The organism is Streptomyces humicola, assembly GCF_024436035.1.
Lineage (GTDB): Bacteria > Actinomycetota > Actinomycetes > Streptomycetales > Streptomycetaceae > Streptantibioticus_B > Streptantibioticus_B humicola.
On sequence record NZ_JANFNG010000014.1, the window covers coordinates 91,040 to 110,155 of the forward strand.

Sequence of the window (19,116 nt, forward strand, 5' to 3'; positions counted from 1 at the left end):
CCGCTCTCGCGGCGACGCGGCCTCCGCCCTCCCCGGTGCGGTCAGTGGAAGAAGTGCCGCGTGCCCGTCAGGTACATCGTCACGCCCGCCTTCCTCGCGGCCTCGATGACCTCCTCGTCGCGGACCGAACCGCCGGGCTGGACGACGGCCTTCACGCCCGCCGCCGTCAGGACCTCCAGCCCGTCGGCGAACGGGAAGAACGCGTCCGATGCGGCGAACGAGCCCGCCGCGCGCTCAGCGCCCGCGCGCTGGACCGCGAGCCGGGCCGAGTCGACGCGGTTGACCTGGCCCATGCCGACCCCGACCGTCGCGCCATCCTTCGCGAGCAGGATCGCGTTGGACTTCACCGCCCGGCAGGCGCGCCAGGCGAAGGCCAGTTCGCGCAGGCCCGCCTCGTCGAGCGCGTCGCCGCTCGCCAGCGTCCAGTGGGCAGGGTCGTCGCCGTCCGCCTGGAAGCGGTCCTTGGCCTGGACGAGCATGCCGCCCTCGATGCGGCGGAACTCGCGCCGCTCGCACGGCTCGCCCGGGCAGCGCAGCACGCGGATGTTCTTCTTGCGGGCCAGCACCTCCACCACGCCGTCGTCGTACTCCGGGGCGACGATGACCTCGGTGAAGATCTCGGCGACCTGCTCGGCCATGGCCACGCTCACCGCACGGTTGACGGCGATCACGCCGCCGAACGCCGAGAGCGAGTCGCAGGCGTGCGCCTTGCGGTGGGCCTCCGCCACATCCGCGCCGATTGCGATGCCGCACGGGTTGGCGTGCTTGATGATCGCGACGCACGGCTCGTCGTGGTCGTACGCCGCACGGCGCGCGGCCTCGGTGTCGACGTAGTTGTTGTACGACATCTCCTTGCCGTGCAGCTGCTCGGCAGTGGCGAGGCCGCCCCAGCGCCACGAGGTGTCGGTGTAGAGGGCGGCCGGCTGGTGCGGGTTCTCGCCGTAGCGGAGCACCTGCTTGCGCTCGAAGGCGCCGCCGAAGAAGGCGGGGAAGCCGGTGCCTTCATCCGTCGGGGCGTAGCCGCTCGCCTCGAACCAGCCGGAGACCGCGACGTCGTACGCCGCCGTGTGCTGGAACGCTTCGGCAGCGAGCCGCTTGCGCTGCTCCAGGGTGAAGCCCCCGTCCGCGGCCGCGCCCAGCACCTCCTCGTACCGCTGGGGGTTGACGACGACGGCGACCGACGGGTGGTTCTTGGCGGCGGCGCGGACCATCGACGGGCCGCCGATGTCGATCTGCTCGACGCACTCGTCGGGCGAGGCGCCGGAGGCGACGGTCTCACGGAAGGGGTAGAGGTTGACGACGACGAGCTCGAACGGTTCGACACCCAGCTGGGCGAGCTGCTCACGGTGGGCGTCGAGGCGCAGGTCGGCGAGGATGCCCGCGTGGATCTTGGGGTGGAGCGTCTTGACGCGGCCGTCGAGGCACTCGGGGAAGCCGGTCAGGTCCTGCACCTGGGTGACGGGCACCCCGGCGTCCGCGATCCGCGCGGCCGTGGACCCCGTGGAGACGAGCTCGACCCCGGCCGCGTGCAGCCCTCGGGCCAGCTCCTCCAGGCCGGTCTTGTCGTAGACGCTGACCAGGGCCCGGCGGATGGGCCGCTTCGTGGATTCGGGACTCACGGGACGATGACCTTTCTTCCCTCAATGCGGTAGCCGTCGCGGGCGAGGCGGCCCACGACTTCGACGAGCAGCCGTCGCTCGACTTCCTTGATGCGCTCGTGCAACGTGGTTTCGTCGTCCTCGTCGCGGACGTCGACCACGCCCTGCGCGATGATCGGACCGGTGTCGACGCCGTCGTCGACGAAGTGGACGGTGCAGCCGGTCACTTTGGCGCCGTAGGCGAGGGCGTCCCGGACGCCGTGCGTACCGGGGAAGCTCGGCAGCAGCGCCGGGTGTGTGTTGATGAACCGGCCGCCGAAGCGGTTCAGGAACTCCTTGCCGACGATCTTCATGAAACCGGCCGAGACCACGAGATCCGGTTCGTAGGAGGAGACGGCGTCGGCGAGCGCCGCGTCCCACGCCGCACGGCCACCCTTGTCCTCGTAGTCCTTGACCCGGCGTACGAAGACCGGCAGCCCGGCGCGGCGCGCCCGCTCCAGACCGGCGATGCCGTCCCGGTCGGCCCCCACGGCGACGACCTCGGCCCCGTAGCCGGGGTCGGCGGCGATGGCGTCGAGCAGCGCCTGGAGGTTGGTGCCCGAGCCGGAGACGAGGACGACGAGGCGGGCAGGGCGAGAAGGAGGTGCGGGGGGAGTGGAGGCGGGGGCCACGGCGGGGTTCTTTCTCGCGGTGGTTTCGCGGGGGTTGAGGGGGCTGGGGCCGATCATATTGTGTGGTCGTACAAACCAAGGGGTCAGGAAGATCCAGGGAACCCTACGAAGGAGCCGACCGTCAGCAACGATACCGGCACCACGCCACGCCCCCGTAGGGACGGGTGGTGCACGCTGCCGGTAGCGTGCACCATCAGGGGACTTGTACAGCTGATGGCAAGGGGATGACGCAGACAACCATGAGCAGCGGCCGCATCACGATCATGCGCGTCCCGGGGGCGGCTTCTTCCGTCTCCCCGGTCGGCGTACCAGCGGCGGCGCTGCGCGAGCAACGCACCCCGCCCCCGCCCAGCGACACCGTCGGCAGAGCCGGCACCGCCGGCGACGACGAGCACAACCCGTTCGCGCCACCGGCCAAGGACTCCCCCGACCGCCCATGGCAGCCGCGGCTTCCCGCCGACGACGGCGGCGACCGCTGGAGCAGCAACCAGCCGCCCGAGCACCGGCCGCAGCCGCCGCGCGGTGGCCCCCGCCAGCAGCCTCCGTCCGGTCCGGGTGGCGGCTCCTCGGGCCCCGGCGGCGGGATGGGGCCGCGATTCGACGTGACCGATCCGGTGCAGCGGCGCGCCCGCTACGCGCTGCTCGCCGGCATGTGGGGGCTGTTCTTCGGGCTGTTCAGCCTGCCGGAGGTGGCACTGCTGCTGGGCGCGCTCGCGCTGTACTGGGGGATCAGTTCACTGCGCGCCCAGCCGAAGGACGACGGCTCCGGGACGGCAACGGGTGCGGCGCGTTCCCAGGTGCTGGCCGCGATGCAGCCGGGGCCGCCGCGCGACGAGGCGCCGGCCACGGGCCGTCCCGCCGCCCCGTCATCGTCCCCGTCCCCGTACGCGCGGGACCAGCGCAATCCGCAGTTCACGGCGGCGGTGAGCGGGATCATCGCGGGCCTTGTCGCACTGGCGATCGTGGCGGTGACCTTCACCTTCCAGATCGTCTACAAGGACTACTACAACTGCGTCAACAACGCGCTGACGCAGCCTGCCCGCGAATCCTGCAACAGCCTGCTTCCGAAGCAGCTGCAGTCCGTCCTCGGCGTTCAGGACTGAGCGTCCACCGACTCGCTCGCGTTGTCGGCCGCGTTGTCACTCGCATGGCCCGCGGTGCGCGGCGCGGGCATCGCCTGCACGCCCGCCTGCGGTGGGCTGTCGGCCGGTGGCTCCGGCGGGTGCTTGACCCGAGCTCGCGCCGCAGGCGCGGGCCTGGGGCCGTGCAGCCGCCACAGGCTCGCGCCGACCGCCCCCGGCACGGCGACGAGCGCCGTCCAGCCGAGCGCCGCGGCCCCCGTACGCCACCCTGTCGGGCCGAAGTCCGCGAGCATCCCGGTGCCCATCGGCCCGGCGGCGTACAGCGTGACGAGCGTCGTCAGCACACCGCACCCCACCGACCCGAGTGCGGCGGCCGCGGCCGTACGCCGAACCGTCCAGCGGTGCAGGTCGGCGCGGTCGGCCACGTACCACGCGACGACGGTCCCGGAGGCGAACGGCACGGCGAGCACGAGCCAGCCCAGCCAGGTCACCGGGGTGGCGGCGACGTGCCCGGTGGGCGCGGGCAGGGCGGTGAGCAGCGGGAAGTCGGGGATCCTGGCGGGGTAGCCGTGCGCGCCTGTCGGTGATACGACGCTGCCCACGCCGACCGAGAAGCCCGGCCCGAGCGCGTACGAGGCGGCCCACACGGCGGCGTTCGGCGTGAGCGCGGCGGCCAACAGCAGGACGGCAAAGCGGTCCGAGACCGACCGGCTGAGCCGGACGATGGATTCTCCCGCAGCCAGCCCGTGCCACAGCATCGCCACCGCGGTGAGCAGCGCGCCGCCGGCGATGAGCACGGCCACGCCGACGACCGAGGCCCGGACCGCGACGCCGAGGGCGCCGCCGAGCGCGTCGTCGAGGATCTCGCGCGAGACGGGCAGCCGCAGCCGGGAGGTGCCCACCCCGGCGCCCGCGGCGACGACGGCGAGCAGCGGGACGAACAGCAGCGCGGAGGGCGGGGAGCTGCGCAGGGTGCCGTTCATGGTGACGAGGACGGCGACGAACGCGACGAGCAGATATCCCGCGACGAACCAGCCGGCGACCGCGACCGGTCCGAGCGGTTCCTCCTCGTCGGATTCTCCAGGCTCTCCTGACACTCCGAATACTCCGGACGCTCCGGATACTCCGTCGGCGACGGCCCGTACCGCCGCACGCGCCTCCTCGGCGGCGTCGACAGCGTGTGCGGTTGCCCGGTAGACGAGCCAGGCGGGAAGGGCCGTCAACAGCAGCGGGGTCACACCGATCGGCACGGTGGCACCGGTGAGGGCGTCGGTGCGCAGCAGGTCGGCGCCGTGCGCGAGCAGCCACAGGGCGGCGGCCACGTGCAGCGCGGCATTCGGGCCGCTGTCGGCGTACGGCGAGGTGATCCACAAGAAGAGCACGACGACGGCGAAGACGCCGAGCCCGAGCCCTGCCGCCACCACGCCGCCGAGCATCGCGGAGGCGACCTCGGGGGCGCGCCTGGCGAGTTCGGCGCGCCGGGGGCCGAGGGAGAGCCAGAAGAGCCGGAGCAGCCGGAGCATCGACGTCGACGGTGACATCGACGGCTGCGTCGACGGTGGTGCCGACGGCTGGGCGTTCTGCCGTTCTGTCGCCCGGGGCGCTTCGGCGGCACCATCGGGTGCTTGGGTCACATCGGTCACATCAGCCCATGCTGCCAATAACGTCCGTTCAGCCCCGGGAGCGGACGAATGGTCGTCGTGTCGCGGTGAGGCGCCACCCAACGGCGCGCAGCAAACCCTGCAAGCGCAGCAAAAGGGCGCGGGCCTGGATCCCTGGCCAGGGATTCAGGCCCGCGCCTTTCTTTCGTACCGTTTCGTACCGTTCTGCGCCTGCGGTCAGCCGCCGAGCGCGGCCCGTGCCAGGCGCGCGGTCTCGGACGGCGTCTTGCCGACCTTGACACCCGCGGCCTCCAGGGCCTCCTTCTTCGCCTGGGCGGTGCCGGACGAGCCGGAGACGATCGCGCCGGCGTGGCCCATCGTCTTGCCCTCGGGGGCGGTGAAGCCTGCGACGTAGCCGACGACGGGCTTGGTCACGTGCTCCTTGATGTAGGCCGCCGCGCGCTCCTCCGCGTCGCCGCCGATCTCGCCGATCATCACGATCAGGTCGGTCTCGGGGTCGTCCTGGAAGGCCTTGAGGCAGTCGATGTGGGTGGTGCCGATGATCGGGTCACCGCCGATGCCGACCGCCGACGAGAAGCCGATGTCGCGCAGCTCGTACATCATCTGGTAGGTCAGCGTGCCGGACTTCGACACCAGGCCGATGCGGCCCGGCTTCGTGATGTCCGACGGGATGATGCCCGCGTTGGACTGGCCGGGGGTGATCAGGCCCGGGCAGTTCGGGCCGATGATGCGGGTCTTGTTGCCCTTGGCGCCCGCGTACGCCCAGAACGAGGCGGTGTCGTGCACCGCGATGCCCTCGGTGATCACGACGGCGAGCGGGATCTCGGCGTCGATCGCCTCGATGACCGCGTCCTTGGTGAACTTCTCCGGCACGAAGATGACGGTGACGTCGGCGCCGGTGGCCTCGATGGCCTCCTTGACGGTGCCGAAGACCGGGATCTCCTGGCCGTCGAAGTCGACCTTCTGGCCGGCCTTGCGCGGGTTGACGCCGCCGACGATGTTGGTGCCGGAGGCGAGCATCCGCCGGGTGTGCTTCTGGCCCTCGGACCCGGTCATCCCCTGGACGATGACCTTGCTTTCCTTGGTGAGGAAGATAGCCATGGCTTTGGTGACCTCGTCCCTTACTTCGCAGCAGCCAGCTCGGCGGCCCGCTCGGCCGCGCCGTCCATGGTGTCCACCTGCTCGACGAGCGGGTGGTTCGCGTCGGTGAGGATCTTGCGACCCAGCTCCGCGTTGTTGCCGTCGAGCCGCACGACCAGCGGCTTGGTGACGTCCTCGCCCTTGGACTTGAGCAGCTCCAGGGCCTGCACGATGCCGTTGGCGACCGCGTCGCACGCGGTGATGCCGCCGAAGACGTTGACGAAGACGGCCCGGACGTCCGGGTCGCCCAGGATGATCTCCAGGCCGTTCGCCATGACCTCGGCGGAGGCGCCGCCGCCGATGTCCAGGAAGTTGGCCGGCTTGACGTTGCCGTGCTTCTCGCCGGCGTAGGCCACGACGTCCAGGGTGGACATGACCAGGCCGGCGCCGTTGCCGATGATGCCGACCTCGCCGTCGAGCTTGACGTAGTTCAGGCCCTTGGCCTTGGCCGCAGCCTCCAGCGGGTTGGCGGCGGCCTTGTCCTCGAGCGCGTCGTGCTCCGGCTGGCGGAACGCGGCATTGGCGTCGAGCGAGACCTTGCCGTCGATCGCGAGGACCTTGCCCTCGGGGGTCTTGGCGAGCGGGTTGACCTCGACGAGCAGGGCGTCTTCCTTGATGAAGACGGTCCACAGGCTCTTGAGGATCTCGACGAGCTGGTCGTGCAGCTCGGCCGGGAACTTGGCGGCCTCGACGATCTCGCGTGCCTTGGCGTCGGTGACGCCCTCGTTGGCGTCGACCGGGACCTTGGCGAGGGCCTCGGGCTTGGTCGCCGCGACCTCCTCGATCTCCATGCCGCCCTCGACGGAGGCCATGGCGAGGAAGGTGCGGTTGGCGCGGTCGAGGAGGAAGGAGACGTAGTACTCCTCGGCGATGTCCGCCGTCTGGGCGAGCATCACCTTGTGGACCGTGTGGCCCTTGATCTCCATGCCCAGGATGGCGGTGGCCTTCTCGACGGCGTCGTCGGGGCTGTCGGCGAGCTTCACGCCGCCAGCCTTGCCACGTCCGCCGGTCTTGACCTGGGCCTTGACGACGACCCGGCCGCCGAGACGCTCGGTCACCTCGCGCGCGGCCTCGGGGGTGTCGATGACTTCACCGCTAAGCACCGGTACACCGTGCTTGGCGAAGAGATCCCTCGCTTGGTACTCGAACAGGTCCACGCGCGTCCGTCCCTTTGCTTCTTTTGGAGGGGTTGTTGTCTGCGTGGGCGTGCCGTGACGTGATGGGCGACGGCGTGAGGACGCGATCCTGCGATCCTGCGGGGGCGCACACGTCCGCCTAGTACGCGGCATGTCCGCATCGCAGGTTATCCCTGCCCACCGCAAGGATCTAAATTCCAGATCACACCACGGCGGTGAGAACGGTCACAGAGGCGGCTGACAGCACTGCATCACGGCTCAGGCGTCGGCTGTCTGGCGCACGTTCGCCCGGACCCAGTCGACGGCGTCGCTGGTCGGCGTGCCCGGGGTGAAGATCGCGGCGACGCCGAGCTCCTTGAGCGGCGGGATGTCCGCCTCCGGGATGATGCCGCCGCCGAACACCTTGATGTCGGCCGCGTCGCGCTCGCGCAGCAGTTCGAGCACCTTGGCGAAGAGCGTCATGTGCGCGCCGGAGAGGATAGACAGGCCGATCGCGTCGGCGTCCTCCTGGATGGCGGTGTCCACGACCTGCTCGGGCGTCTGGTGCAGGCCGGTGTAGATGACCTCCATGCCCGCGTCGCGCAGCGCACGCGCGATGACCTTCGCACCACGGTCGTGGCCGTCGAGCCCCGGCTTGGCCACCACCACGCGGATCGGACCGGACACACCCATCACTGCCTCCATGCCTTGCCATGTCATGCGATGCCATCGGGCTCAAGCGTGAACGAACGTTATCTCCAGCATCCCCTACTCGGCAGTTTCACGGCGTAGAGGGAGGGGGAAATCACATGTGGGACACACATTCGCGACGCGTTCGACCCGTATACCCCTCCCGTTTTCCCGCGGCGACGGTACGGGCGGCAGGCGGACCGGTCGTGGATAGGTGGATAAGAAGAGTGCCGCCAGGGAGAGCCGCCGGCACGGCCAGACGTCGCTTCTGACCGGCCGCCCAGCAGGGCACGCGGGGGACAGGGCCGTCTCCTGCGTGCCGCAAGGAGGTGGGCCATGGGTGCCCTGTCCTTCACCAGCACCGCCGTCACCAGCGCACTGCGCGGGCTGCAGCACACCACCGACCTGATCCGCGCCACCAGCCTTGAAGTGACGATCCTGGCCGGGCACCTTCTGCTCTACCCGACCGGTGTCCTGCAAGAGCGGCTGGGCGAGGAATACGCCAAAAGGGTGATGCCGCAGCAGCAGGACGGCTCACCTCAGTCCTCGCCCACCAGCCGCCGCGTCCACGCGGCGGCCGACGGCATCCACCCGCCCGTTCTGCTGCTGCACGGCTTCGTCGACAACCGGTCGGTGTTCGCGGTGCTGCGGCGCAGCCTGCGGCGCAGCGGCTGGGAGCACGTCCAGGCCATCAACTACTCGCCGTTGACGAGCGACATCCGCCGGGCGGCGGAGATGCTGGGGCGCCATGTGGAGCAGGTTTGCGAGCAGAGCGGCCATCGGCGGCTCGACATCGTCGGGCACAGCCTCGGCGGTCTGATCGCGCGCTACTACGTGCAGCGCCTCGGCGGGGACGCGCGGGTGCGCACCGTCGTCACTCTCGCCGCACCGCATTCCGGTACGCGGGCGGTGCCGCTGGCGAGCACTCACCCCATCGTCCGGCAAATGCGTCCGAATTCCGAACTGATAGCCGAGCTCGCACTGCCCGCGCCGGGCTGCTCGACGCGGTTCGTCGCTTTCTGGAGCGGCGTGGACCAATTGATGGTGCCAGTGGAATCGGCCCGGCTCGAACACTCGGATCTGATCTCGCAGAACATCGAGGTGCGCGGGATCGGACATCTGGCCATGCCGGTCAACGGGGCGGTGGCTACCGCGGTACGCCAGGCGCTGCAGGGCGGCGCACCGGCCGCGAGCACGGTGGACGCGGCATAGCTCCTGCGTTCTCCAGTCCTGCGTTCTCCAGTCCTGCGTTCGTCAGGCCTGCGTTCGTCAGGCCTGCGTTCGTCAGGCCTGCGTTCGGCGACGCTCGCACACCTACCCGAAAGAGCGCGACAATTGTCGCCGCGCATTGGCCGTGGATAAGGTCGCCATTCGTTCTCTGCGAAAGAGGAACTGGAGAAACTGGTGGTGGACCGACGCCGTCGACGCCGATATCCGGCGACTCGCGCCGCGATGCTGACCGTCGCCGCGCCGTCCGTCGCCGTCATGGGGGTCGCAGCGGCGGCGGCGAGCAGCGTCGCCGCCGGACACAGCCCGGCCGGCATCCGTCTCACGGACGGCCTCCTGAGACGGACACCGGACGAAGGAGGCGCGACGGCGTCCCCGATCCCGGCGCCCCGGGCCGGGCAGGAACTCGCCCGCGCCGAACGGCGCGCCGCCGATGCCGCCGCGCGCGCGAGCCACGAGCGGATCAGCCTGGAGCTGAAGCAGCGTCAGGCTGAGGAGGCCAGGCGCAGGGCGGTGGCAGCCGCGCGCCGCGAGACACTGCGCGCCAAGTTCGTCCTGCCGGTGGCGCAACGCGGCCTGAGCGCCTACTTCGGCCAGTCCGGCATCAACTGGATGTCCATCCATACCGGGATCGACTTCCCCGTCAGCCAGGGCACCCCCGTACGGGCGACGACCGACGGCACCGTCCGCACGCTGTGGAATCCGTGGTACGGCAACATGGCGATCGTCACCGCGCCCGACGGCACCCAGACCCTGTACTGCCATCTGAGCGGCACCAGGGTCCGCTCCGGCTCGGTCAGGGCCGGAACCGTCATCGCCTACTCGGGCAACACCGGCAACACCACAGGGCCGCACCTGCACTTCGAGGTACGGCCCGGCGGCGGCCAGCCGATCGACCCGCTGCCCTGGCTGCTCAGCCACGGTCTCGACCCGCGCTGAGGCCGAGTCAGCGCCTGCTCACAGCTTTTCGACGGGTGCGTAACGCAACAGCAGCCGCTTCGGCTTCTCGTCGCCGAAGTCGATCGTCGCCTCCGCGTTGTCCCCGCTGCCCTTGACCGCGACGACCGTGCCGAGGCCGAACGAGTCGTGAGTGACCCTGTCCCCGACGGCGAGCGCGACCACCTCACGCTCCGTCGCCCTCCTCGCGGCGAACCCGGACGGCCCGGCGGGCCCCTTCCTGCCCACCGCCGTGACTGCCGAGGCAGCAGAGGCCGATGCCGACGGGCTGGTCCCGCCCGTGCGCCTCCAGTCGATGAGCTTGTCGGGGATCTCCTCCAGGAAACGCGACGGCGGGTTGTACGACGGCTGGCCCCAGGCGCTGCGCATCGTCGAGCGCGTCACGTACAGCCGTTCCCGCGCCCGCGTGATGCCCACATACGCAAGCCGCCGCTCCTCCTCCAGCTCCTTGGTCTGGCCGAGGGAGCGCATGTGCGGGAAGACGCCGTCCTCCAGACCGGTGAGGAACACCACCGGGAATTCCAGGCCCTTGGCGGTGTGCAGCGTCATCAGCGTGATGACACCGCCGCTCTCCCCCTCCTCGTCCTCGTCAGGGATCTGGTCGGAATCGGCGACGAGGGCGACGCCCTCCAGGAAGTCGGCGAGGGAGCCCTCCGGATGCTCCTGCTCGAATTCCAGGGCGACCGCGGCGAGTTCCTGCAGGTTCTCGATCCTGGTCTCGTCCTGCGGGTCGTGGGACGCCTGCAACTCGGCTAGATAACCGGTCCGTTCGAGCACCGCTTCCAGGACGGTCGCGGGTCCCGCGCCCGACTCGACGACCGTACGCAGCTCCTCCAGCAGCTCGTTGAAGCGGCGCACCGCGTTGACCGAACGGGCCGCCATGCCGTACGCCTCGTCGACGCGGCGCAGCGCCTGCGGAAAGGTGATCTTCTCGCGCAGGGCGAGCGCCTCGATCATCGCCTCGGCGCGCTCGCCGATGCCGCGCTTGGGCACGTTGAGGATGCGGCGCAGCGGCACGCTGTCCTCGGGGTTGGCCAGTATCCGCAGGTAGGCGAGGACGTCGCGGACCTCCTTGCGCTCGTAGAAGCGCACGCCGCCGACGACCTTGTAGGGCAGGCCGACGCGGATGAAGATCTCTTCGAAGACACGGGACTGGGCGTTGGTGCGGTAGAAGACGGCGACGTCCGAAGGCTTGGCCTCGCCCGCGTCGGTGAGCCGGTCGATCTCCTCGGCGACGAACTGCGCCTCGTCGTGTTCGGTGTCAGCGACATAGCCGGTGATCACCGAGCCGGCGCCCGCCTCGGTCCACAGGTTCTTCGGTCGCCGGCTGGTGTTGCGTTCGATGACGGCGTTGGCGGCGGAGAGGATGTTCTGCGTGGAGCGGTAGTTCTGCTCGAGCAGGATCGTGGTGGCGTCCGGGTAATCCTCTTCGAACTGGAGGATGTTGCGGATGGTCGCGCCGCGAAAGGCGTAGATCGACTGGTCGGCGTCGCCGACGACGCACAGCTCCGCCGCCTCGTCGCCGGTGCCCACCAGCTCCCGTACCAGGGTGTACTGGGCGTGGTTGGTGTCCTGGTACTCGTCGACGAGGACGTGGCGGAAGCGGCGGCGGTAGTGCTCGGCGACGTCGGGGAACGCCTGGAGCAGGTTGACCGTCGTCATGATCAGGTCGTCGAAGTCGAGGGCGTTGGCCTCGCGCAGCCGGGCCTGGTAGAGGGCGTAGGCCTCGGCGAGCTTCTTCTCGAAGACGTTCTCGGCCTGGGCGGCGAAGGTCTCCTCGTCGATCAGCTCGTTCTTGAGGCCCGAGACCTTGGCGCTGAAGGACTTCGGCGGGAACTGCTTGGGGTCCAGGTCCAAGTCGCGGCAGACCAGGGCCATCAGCCGTTTGGAGTCGGCGGCGTCGTAGATCGAGAAGCTGGAGGTGAAGCCGAGCTTCTTGCTCTCCCGGCGCAGGATCCGCACGCACGCGCTGTGGAAGGTCATCACCCACATCGCGGCGGAGCGCGCGCCGACGAGCTGTTCGACGCGCTCCTTCATCTCGCCCGCGGCCTTGTTGGTGAAGGTGATGGCGAGGATCTGGCCGGGGTGGACGCGGCGGGCGCCGAGCAGGTGGGCGATGCGATGGGTGAGCACGCGGGTCTTGCCCGAGCCTGCGCCGGCGACGATGAGCAGTGGCGTGCCCGAGTGCACGACGGCGGCGCGCTGCTGCTCGTTCAGCCCTTCGAGCAGCTGCGCGGGGTCGACGGCGGGGCGCGCGGCGCCGTCACGGTAGTACGGGTCACGGCGCGCGGGCGCGCCGAACCGGCCCTCGAAGAGGTCGTCGGGCATGTGCCCCGCCGGGTGTTCGTCGGGCGGCGGAGGCTCCTCGCCGGGCGGTTCGAGGTCGGCCAGGAAGCTGTCGTCGAAGAGGCTGCTCATCGTCGTACGAGTCTAGGCCGCCGGACCGACAGCTCGCGGGGGTCGCCGGAAGACGGCGCCCGACGAGCAGCCGTAGCGGCCGGCGTGAAGATAACAAAGCGGTTTCGGACATATCACGCACCAGGCTTCACACGAGCCACACACGTTCGCTAGCGTGCTCGACCAGGCGCCCGTCCCCCAGTTCGGCGACCAGGGCCGAAACGGACGCCTCCGCCTAATCCGGCCTGGCCGGAGCCGGGGACCCACCAACCTTTGGGGTGAATCGGTCCGAACGGGCGTCCGCACGGACGTCCGTCGCGACTGGAGGGCAGCCTTCCGAAGCCCTAACCCGACAGCTAACCCGGTAGGCGGTCCACGGAAGGAGCGCCTTCATGGCGTCGCATCGCAAGCCGCGCACTCGCACCCTGTCGCCGTCGGGCCCGCGCGCCGTCGTGGGAGTCACCTCCGCCGCACTCGCCACGATGACCCTGCTGAGCGAGCACGCCTCCGCCGCGACGACAGCGCAGCAGCCGTCCATCCAGGAGGTGCAGAGCCAGGTCGACTCGCTCAACCAGCAGGCCGAGGAGGCCACCCAGAAGTACGACCAGGCACAGGAGCAGACCGCCGCGGCGCGGCAGAAGGCCGACGCCCTCCTCACCCAGGTCGCGCAGAACGCTGAGCGGCTCAACCAGTCCCGGCGCGTGCTGGGCCAGTTCGCGGCCGAGCAGTACCGCACCGGCGGCCTCGACCAGACGGCCGCCGTCTTCCTCGCCTCCGACCCTCAGCAGTACTTCGAGCAGCAGCACATCCTGGGCAGGATGACGGCCCAGCAGCAGCAGGTGCTCACCACCTTCGAGCAGCAGCAGGCCGCCGCCGCCAAGCAGCGCACGCAGGCCGCCGACAGCCTGCAGCAGCTGAGCAGCGCGCAGCAACAGCTTGCCGCCGACAAGACCACCGTCCAGCAGAAGCTGACCCAGGCGCAGACCCTGCTCAACAGCCTCACCGCGCAGCAGAAGGCGCGGCTCGAAGCCCTCCGCAAGCAGCAGGAGGAGGAGGCGGCGCGCAAGGCCGCCCAGCTGGCCGCCGAGGCGCAGGCCAACGCCGCCAAGAACGCCGACAGCTCCTACACCGCCAAGGCCGCAAAAGCGATCGCGTTCGCCAAGGCCCAGCTCGGTAAGCCGTACGTGTGGGGCGCGACCGGGCCGGACTCCTTCGACTGCTCGGGCCTGACCCAGGCCGCCTGGGGCGCCGCCGGGGTGTCACTGCCCCGCACGACGTGGGACCAGGTCGACGTCGGCACCCGGATACCGATATCGGACGTGCAACCGGGCGACCTGATCTTCTACAACAGCTCGATCGACCACGTGGCGATGTACATAGGCAACGGACAGATCATCCAGGCCCCGCACACGGGGGCGGTCGTCGACATCCAGCCGATGACGGAGATGCCGATATACGGTGCGACCCGCCCCGCATGACTCATCCCCCCGGCCTCACGTCCACAGCACGGCGATGAAGATGTTGGCGGCGGTGAGCCCGCCGATGGCGGCGACGACGCCCGTCTCCACCGTCTCCTCGTCGCGCTTGACGTAGGCGAGACCGAGGATCACCACGAGGATCGCGGCCTTGATGCCGATCTTGATGGTGCTCAGCTGGTGGTGGCCGGCCTGGTTGAGGCCGACCAGCACCAGACCGGTGGCGAGCATCGTCCAGGCGCCGTGCAGCATCGCCGGCACGATCCGCGCCTCACCGTTGCGCATGGCCGTCATCTGGGTGAGGAACCCGCCGAGGAGTGCGGCGATGCCGATGATGTGCAGGCCGACGAAGAAGTTGATGAGCACGTCCATGGGCGCGAGCCTAATCAGCCCATAGCACGGTTCATCACTCGGGTGGGCCTTCACCGCCTATGCACGCATACGCAACGATCACGTACGGTCACTGGACGATCGCTTACGGGCAATCCCGCTCGATGCCCCGCGCCGCGGTGACGCGCGGGTCTACCGTCCCTCACCAAAGCCGCCTCCGCGGCCCCGGGAGGGAGCAGTCGCCCCGTGGCACCCATGCGAAAACCGCGAGAACCGCGAGAACAGCGGGAACAAGGCAAGCACCGAAAACCCAAGGAACCGCGGCCCCACTTCCGTACCGCCGCCACCCTCGCGATGGCGGGCACGGCGACGGCCACCGTCTTCGCCGAATCCGGCCACGCCGCGGCCCGCCCCACCCCCGAGCAGGTCAGAAGCGAGGTCGCCGACCTCTACCGCCAGGCGGAACAGGCCACGCAGCAGTACGACGGCGTCACCGCCGACGCCGCACACGCCCGCATCGAGCTCGCCGCGCTCCAGGACGAACTCGCCCGCCGCACCGAGGCGTTGAACCACAGCCGCGACCGGCTCGGCACGCTCGCCGACGCCCAGTACCGCTCCGACGGCATCGACCCGGCGATGCAGCTCATCCTCTCCTCCGATCCCGCCCAGTACCTGGAGCGGGCCGGCCTGCTCAGCCGCGCCGACGCCACCGAGGCCGGCGAACTCACCGCCCTCGCCGAACAGCAGCGCGCCACCCAGCAGTTGCGGGAGGAGGCCGCGGCCGATCTGGCCGCGCTCTCCGCCGACCAACGTGCCCTGGCCGCCGACAAGAACGCGGTCGACAGCAGGCTCGCCGGCGCCCGTCACCTCCTCGACGAGCTCTCCCCCGGACAGGCGGCTGCCGTCGCCTCCGCCGGCAGCGTCGCCCACCCCCTCACCGTCGCCGACGTCCACGCTCCGGACGCCCGCGCCGCCCAAGCGGTCGCCTTCGCCTTCGCCCAGCTCGGCAAGCCGTACGTATGGGGCGCGACCGGCCCCGGCGCCTACGACTGCTCCGGCCTCGCCCAGGCCGCCTGGGCCGCCGCCGGCGTCTCCCTCCCCCGCACCACGTACAGCCAGATCAACGCCGGCACGCGCGTTCCCGAATCGCAGCTGGAGCCGGGCGACCTGGTCTTCTTCTATGCGGGCGTCAGCCACGTCGGCATCTACATCGGCGACGGCGAAATCATCCACGCCCCACACCCCGGCGCCCCCATCCGCATCGCGCCCCTGTCCGAAATGCCCTTCGCGGGCGCGACGCGGCCCGCATGACCTGCGGCTCTTCGGGCCGGGCTCAGGATGAGGACACCACCGCGTTGCCCGCGCCTGCAAGGATCATGCCCGCAGCCCGTCAGTCCGCGTAGGCGGGAACCCACTGCGCCGCCTCGACCGCCGCGCGCAGCTCCGACTCGGACGCCTTCGGCGCGACCCCGTCCTCGACCGCCGCAAGCGCCGCCGCCGCCGCGATCTCCCGGGCCGCCTCCCGCATCCCCGTCAGCGGCGGCAGCAGCGGCACGAGGCCGTCGGCGCCGGCCGCGCGCGTCGCGCACTCGCCGACGGCGCGGGCCGCGGCCACCAGCATCCGGTCGGTGACCCGGCTGGCCCTGGCCGCCGTCACCGCAAGGCCGATGGCCGGGAAGACGTACACGTTGTTCGCCTGCGCCACCGGCACCTCGCGCCCGTCCACCTCCACCGGCGGGAACGGCGAACCGGTGGCGATCAGCGCCTTGCCGTCCGTCCACCGCGCCAGGTCCGCGGGCTCGGCCTCGGCGTGCGACGTGGGGTTCGACAGCGGGAAGATGATGGGCCGTTCGGATGACGAGGCCATCTGCCGCACGATCTCCTCGGTGAACGCGCCATGCGCCGTGGAGAGCCCGATCAGTGCCGTCGGCGCGACCTGCCGCACGACCTCGGCGAGTCCCGTGCCGTTCCAGCCGGCGGCCTCACCGTCGTCGCGCGCGTACACCCGCTGTTCGTCCGTCAGATCGGTACGCGAGCGCACCAGCAGCCCGTTCACGTCGACGAACCAGAAGCGGGATGCGGCGTCCGCCTCCGAAAGCCCCTCGTCGACGAGCGCCGTACGGATCATGTCGGCGACGCCGACGGCCGCGGAGCCCGCCCCGACCACCACGAACCGCTGGTCGGTGAGCGCGGTGCCCGCGACCGAGACCGCGGTGGTGAGCGCGCCGAGCGCGACGGCCGCGGTGCCCTGGATGTCGTCGTTGAAGGTGAGCAGCCGGTCCCGGTAACGGGTGAGGATCGGTCGGGCGTGGACGGTCGCGAAGTCCTCCCACTGCAGCAACGTGCCCGGTAGCTCCGCCTCGACCGCCGAGACGAACGCCTCGACCAACTCGTCGTAGTCGGCGCCGGTCAGCCGGTGCTCCCGCCTGCCGAGGTAGTGCGGGTTTGCGAGCAGCTCCTCGTTGTCGGTGCCGACGTCGAGCAGGATGGGGAGGGTGCGGGCGGGGTGGATGCCGCCGATCGCCGTGTAGAGGCTGAGCTTGCCGATGGGGATGCCCATGCCTCCGACGCCCTGGTCACCGAGGCCGAGGATGCGCTGGCCGTCGGTGACGACGATCACGTCCACCTCCGGGTGCGGACGGTTGCGCAGGATCTCCCGGAACCGGTGACGGTCCTCCCAGGAGAGGAAGAGCCCACGCGGCCTGCGGTAGATCGCACTGAAACGGCGGCAGGCCTCCCCGACGGTCGGCGTGTAGACGATGGGAAGCATCTCCTCCAGATGCTCGGTGATCAGGCGGTAGAAGAGCACCTCGTTGGTGTCCTGGAGCTGGCGCAGGTAGATGTGCCGGTTGAGCGGCTTGTCGTAGTTGAGGAAGGCGGCGTAGGCGCGGTCGGCCTGCTCGTCGAGGGTCTCGACGGCTGGCGGCAGCAGCCCGTCGAGGCCGAGTTCGTCGCGTTCCTGACGGTTGAAGGCCGTGCCCTTGTTGAGCAGCGGGTCGGCGAGGAGCGCGGCGCCTCGGGCGCCGGTGGTTTCGGGCCGGTAGGTCATCACGTGGTCCCATGGTTCGTTGCGTCAGGCAGTCGGGCATACGGACGGTCAGGCAGTCAGGCAGTGCCGTCTCCTCTCGATCCTCCGCCAATCCCGTTCCATGCGTCCAATACCGGTGACGAAGCGACACGTTGCGTGCGGGCACCGTCGACCTGGCGCTCACCGCCCCGCAACCGCGCGAACCGCGCGCCCGCGCACTGCGCTGGCGACGCCTGCTCACCGAGCCGCTCGGCCTCGCCGTGCCACCGGACCACCGCCTCGCCGGCCGCAAGCGCGTCCAGCTGGCGGAGCTCGCCGACGAGCCCTTCGTCGTGCTGCGCTCCGGCATGGGCCTGCGCACCATCGTCGAGGAGGCCTGCCGCACGGCCGGCTTCACGCCGCGCATCGCGTTCGAGGGCGACGAGGTCGCCACGCTGCGCGGCCTGATCGGTGCGGGACTGGGGGTCTCCCTGCTCCCAGCCCATCACACCGAGGAGCCGCGCCGCGGCGAGCGCGCGCACCTGATCTCTGTCGTCGCCCCGGTCTGCACTCGCGAAATCGGCCTGGCCTGGCTCGCCGACCGCCTCCTGCCCCCGGCCGCGCGCGCCTTCCGCGACCACGTCCTGCGCACCCGGCCGCCCCGTGCCCCGTAGGCATGGGCGGGTCGGGGCACGCTCTTAGTACGGGCCGTTGACGTTGTCGATCGAACCGTAGACGTGGTACGCGTAGTTGCACGCGGCCGTGATGTTGGCGACCGGGTCGACCAGGTTCCAGGACGTGCCGGGCACGTGGTAGGCGTTGAACGTCGGCTGGATGACCTGCAGCAGACCCTCGGAGGGCGTGCCGGCGGCGGCGTTGGAGTCCCAGTTGTTCACGGCGTTCGGGTTGCCGGACGACTCACGCATGATGTTGCGGTAGATGCCGTTGTAGCTGCCCGGTATGCCGTTCTGGGCCATGATCGCCAGCGACTGGCGGATCCAGCCGTCCAGGTTGTTCGGGTACGTCGTGGAGCTGGCCGTCTGAGCGGTGGCCGTGGACGAGGAGGTCTTGGCCACGGCGGGGGTGGCGGTCGCGGTCGCGGTCGATCCGGACGGCGAACCGGAGGGCAGGTTCAGCACCTGGCCCGGCTGGATGATGTACGGGCTGGTGAGGTTGTTCGCGCTGGCGAGAGCCTGCCAGCCGCCGGCCACGTGCTCGGCGTTGGCGATGGACGTCAGGTTGTCACCGGACTGGACGGTGTAGGTGCTGGGGCTCGCGGCCTCGGCCGTCCCCGTCGAAACCACGCCGGTCAGTGCGAACGTACCGATGGCGACGGCGCAGCCGGTGGAGACCAGACGCGTACGGGTCAGGCGGTTGAAGGCAGCAATAGGCATGGAGCGGACCTCTTCCGGGATTTGGTTGGCCGCAGTTGCCGTGTCCTATCGGCAAAAGATCCGCATTTCGGATAGCGGTGCGCTGCGGCGTGGACATTCTTAGCCGCTGGGAAATACGTCGACAATTGCCGATTTACTAAGCCGCCTAGTGGCGAGCCGGGCGATGTGGGACTTTGGTCCTGAACTGAGGGTGTCAAGGACACATAAGCCCACTAGAGCGCTTCGTAAGTGATTTACGCCCTATGTCGCACACCACACCGCAGAGCGACATAAATAGGACATGCCAAGACGAGGGCCAGCCTCCGCCGACTTCTCACATTGGCGGTGATTACCCACCTAATGACACAGAAAGGAGTTACAAGACTCAAAGGCATTTACTGCCCTAAACCGGACATACGGGTGCCATGCTCA

The 19,116-nt window shown here is 70.2% G+C and carries 15 protein-coding genes, 1 pseudogene and 1 riboswitch; of the genes and pseudogenes, 6 read left to right on the top strand and 10 right to left on the bottom strand.

What is annotated here, in order from left to right; all coding sequences use genetic code 11:
• Positions 1–41 precede the first annotated feature (41 nt).
• Both purH and purN read right to left on the bottom strand, forming a co-directional pair.
• Complete coding sequence (gene purH / locus NGB36_RS18830) at positions 42–1,619, bottom strand: bifunctional phosphoribosylaminoimidazolecarboxamide formyltransferase/IMP cyclohydrolase (RefSeq protein WP_255921489.1); 1,578 nt, start codon at positions 1,617–1,619, stop codon at positions 42–44.
• Complete coding sequence (gene purN, locus NGB36_RS18835; RefSeq protein ID WP_255921490.1) at positions 1,616–2,326, bottom strand: phosphoribosylglycinamide formyltransferase; 711 nt, start codon at positions 2,324–2,326, stop codon at positions 1,616–1,618. The genes purH and purN overlap by 4 nt, the downstream gene beginning before the upstream one ends.
• Positions 2,327–2,493: 167 nt before the next feature.
• On the opposite strand from purN, the gene NGB36_RS18840 reads away from it, so the two are divergent.
• Positions 2,494–3,372, top strand: a complete 879-nt coding sequence (locus NGB36_RS18840) for a hypothetical protein (protein WP_255921491.1) — start codon at positions 2,494–2,496, stop codon at positions 3,370–3,372.
• On the opposite strand, the gene NGB36_RS18845 is transcribed toward NGB36_RS18840, so the two are convergent.
• The 4 genes from NGB36_RS18845 to icmB form a co-directional block, all read right to left on the bottom strand.
• Positions 3,363–4,994, bottom strand: coding sequence for a cell division protein PerM (locus tag NGB36_RS18845; RefSeq protein WP_255921492.1), 1,632 nt, complete (start codon positions 4,992–4,994; stop codon positions 3,363–3,365). The two genes, NGB36_RS18840 and NGB36_RS18845, sit on opposite strands and share 10 nt — an antisense overlap.
• Positions 4,995–5,189: 195 nt before the next feature.
• On the bottom strand, positions 5,190–6,074 hold the full coding sequence (gene sucD / locus NGB36_RS18850) for a succinate--CoA ligase subunit alpha (RefSeq protein ID WP_255921493.1): 885 nt from the start codon (positions 6,072–6,074) through the stop codon (positions 5,190–5,192).
• A 20-nt stretch (positions 6,075–6,094) separates the two neighbouring features.
• Complete coding sequence (gene sucC / locus NGB36_RS18855; RefSeq protein WP_255921494.1) at positions 6,095–7,270, bottom strand: ADP-forming succinate--CoA ligase subunit beta; 1,176 nt, start codon at positions 7,268–7,270, stop codon at positions 6,095–6,097.
• Between the two features lie 237 nt (positions 7,271–7,507).
• Entirely contained in the window at positions 7,508–7,921 is a 414-nt protein-coding gene (gene icmB / locus NGB36_RS18860; RefSeq protein ID WP_255921495.1) for a coenzyme B12-dependent isobutyryl CoA mutase small subunit, read from the bottom strand.
• 333 nt (positions 7,922–8,254) lie between these two features.
• On the opposite strand from icmB, the gene NGB36_RS18865 reads away from it, so the two are divergent.
• On the top strand, positions 8,255–9,130 hold the full coding sequence (locus NGB36_RS18865; RefSeq protein WP_255921496.1) for an esterase/lipase family protein: 876 nt from the start codon (positions 8,255–8,257) through the stop codon (positions 9,128–9,130).
• A gap of 207 nt (positions 9,131–9,337) precedes the next feature.
• Positions 9,338–10,084: pseudogene (locus NGB36_RS18870) on the top strand (M23 family metallopeptidase); the annotation flags it as partial.
• Positions 10,085–10,102: 18 nt separating this feature from the next.
• Here NGB36_RS18870 and pcrA read toward each other — a convergent pair.
• Positions 10,103–12,520: a DNA helicase PcrA gene (gene pcrA, locus NGB36_RS18875; RefSeq protein WP_255921497.1), complete on the bottom strand. Its 2,418-nt coding sequence runs from the start codon at positions 12,518–12,520 to the stop codon at positions 10,103–10,105.
• Between the two features lie 201 nt (positions 12,521–12,721).
• A riboswitch (cyclic di-AMP (ydaO/yuaA leader) is annotated at positions 12,722–12,885 on the top strand.
• A 6-nt stretch (positions 12,886–12,891) separates the two neighbouring features.
• On the opposite strand from pcrA, the gene NGB36_RS18880 reads away from it, so the two are divergent.
• Positions 12,892–13,977: a C40 family peptidase gene (locus tag NGB36_RS18880; protein WP_255921498.1), complete on the top strand. Its 1,086-nt coding sequence runs from the start codon at positions 12,892–12,894 to the stop codon at positions 13,975–13,977.
• A gap of 15 nt (positions 13,978–13,992) precedes the next feature.
• On the opposite strand, the gene NGB36_RS18885 is transcribed toward NGB36_RS18880, so the two are convergent.
• The gene (locus NGB36_RS18885; RefSeq protein ID WP_255921499.1) at positions 13,993–14,346 is read right to left on the bottom strand and encodes a hypothetical protein; all 354 of its coding nucleotides are present in this window, start codon (positions 14,344–14,346) and stop codon (positions 13,993–13,995) included.
• A 213-nt stretch (positions 14,347–14,559) separates the two neighbouring features.
• On the opposite strand from NGB36_RS18885, the gene NGB36_RS18890 reads away from it, so the two are divergent.
• Complete coding sequence (locus tag NGB36_RS18890; RefSeq protein ID WP_255921553.1) at positions 14,560–15,615, top strand: C40 family peptidase; 1,056 nt, start codon at positions 14,560–14,562, stop codon at positions 15,613–15,615.
• A 79-nt stretch (positions 15,616–15,694) separates the two neighbouring features.
• Here NGB36_RS18890 and NGB36_RS18895 read toward each other — a convergent pair whose 3' ends face one another.
• The gene (locus tag NGB36_RS18895; protein ID WP_255921500.1) at positions 15,695–17,353 is read right to left on the bottom strand and encodes an NAD-dependent malic enzyme; all 1,659 of its coding nucleotides are present in this window, start codon (positions 17,351–17,353) and stop codon (positions 15,695–15,697) included.
• A gap of 131 nt (positions 17,354–17,484) precedes the next feature.
• Between NGB36_RS18895 and NGB36_RS18900 the strand changes: the two genes are divergently transcribed.
• Complete coding sequence (locus NGB36_RS18900) at positions 17,485–17,985, top strand: LysR substrate-binding domain-containing protein (protein WP_255921501.1); 501 nt, start codon at positions 17,485–17,487, stop codon at positions 17,983–17,985.
• 24 nt (positions 17,986–18,009) lie between these two features.
• Here NGB36_RS18900 and NGB36_RS18905 read toward each other — a convergent pair whose 3' ends face one another.
• A complete protein-coding gene (locus NGB36_RS18905; protein WP_255921502.1) occupies positions 18,010–18,705 on the bottom strand; it encodes a LysM peptidoglycan-binding domain-containing protein in 696 nt (231 codons plus the stop codon).
• Between the last annotated feature and the right edge of the window lie 411 nt (positions 18,706–19,116).

Coding starts and splice junctions, on each gene's coding strand:
- NGB36_RS18905 (WP_255921502.1), bottom strand. CDS start 18,705: ATGCCTATTGCTGCCTTCAACCGCCTGACCCGTACGCGTCTGGTCTCC.
- NGB36_RS18880 (WP_255921498.1), top strand. CDS start 12,892: ATGGCGTCGCATCGCAAGCCGCGCACTCGCACCCTGTCGCCGTCGGGC.
- icmB (WP_255921495.1), bottom strand. CDS start 7,921: ATGGGTGTGTCCGGTCCGATCCGCGTGGTGGTGGCCAAGCCGGGGCTC.
- NGB36_RS18885 (WP_255921499.1), bottom strand. CDS start 14,346: ATGGACGTGCTCATCAACTTCTTCGTCGGCCTGCACATCATCGGCATC.
- purN (WP_255921490.1), bottom strand. CDS start 2,326: ATGATCGGCCCCAGCCCCCTCAACCCCCGCGAAACCACCGCGAGAAAG.
- pcrA (WP_255921497.1), bottom strand. CDS start 12,520: ATGAGCAGCCTCTTCGACGACAGCTTCCTGGCCGACCTCGAACCGCCC.
- NGB36_RS18840 (WP_255921491.1), top strand. CDS start 2,494: ATGACGCAGACAACCATGAGCAGCGGCCGCATCACGATCATGCGCGTC.
- NGB36_RS18895 (WP_255921500.1), bottom strand. CDS start 17,353: ATGACCTACCGGCCCGAAACCACCGGCGCCCGAGGCGCCGCGCTCCTC.
- NGB36_RS18865 (WP_255921496.1), top strand. CDS start 8,255: ATGGGTGCCCTGTCCTTCACCAGCACCGCCGTCACCAGCGCACTGCGC.
- NGB36_RS18890 (WP_255921553.1), top strand. CDS start 14,560: ATGCGAAAACCGCGAGAACCGCGAGAACAGCGGGAACAAGGCAAGCAC.
- sucD (WP_255921493.1), bottom strand. CDS start 6,074: ATGGCTATCTTCCTCACCAAGGAAAGCAAGGTCATCGTCCAGGGGATG.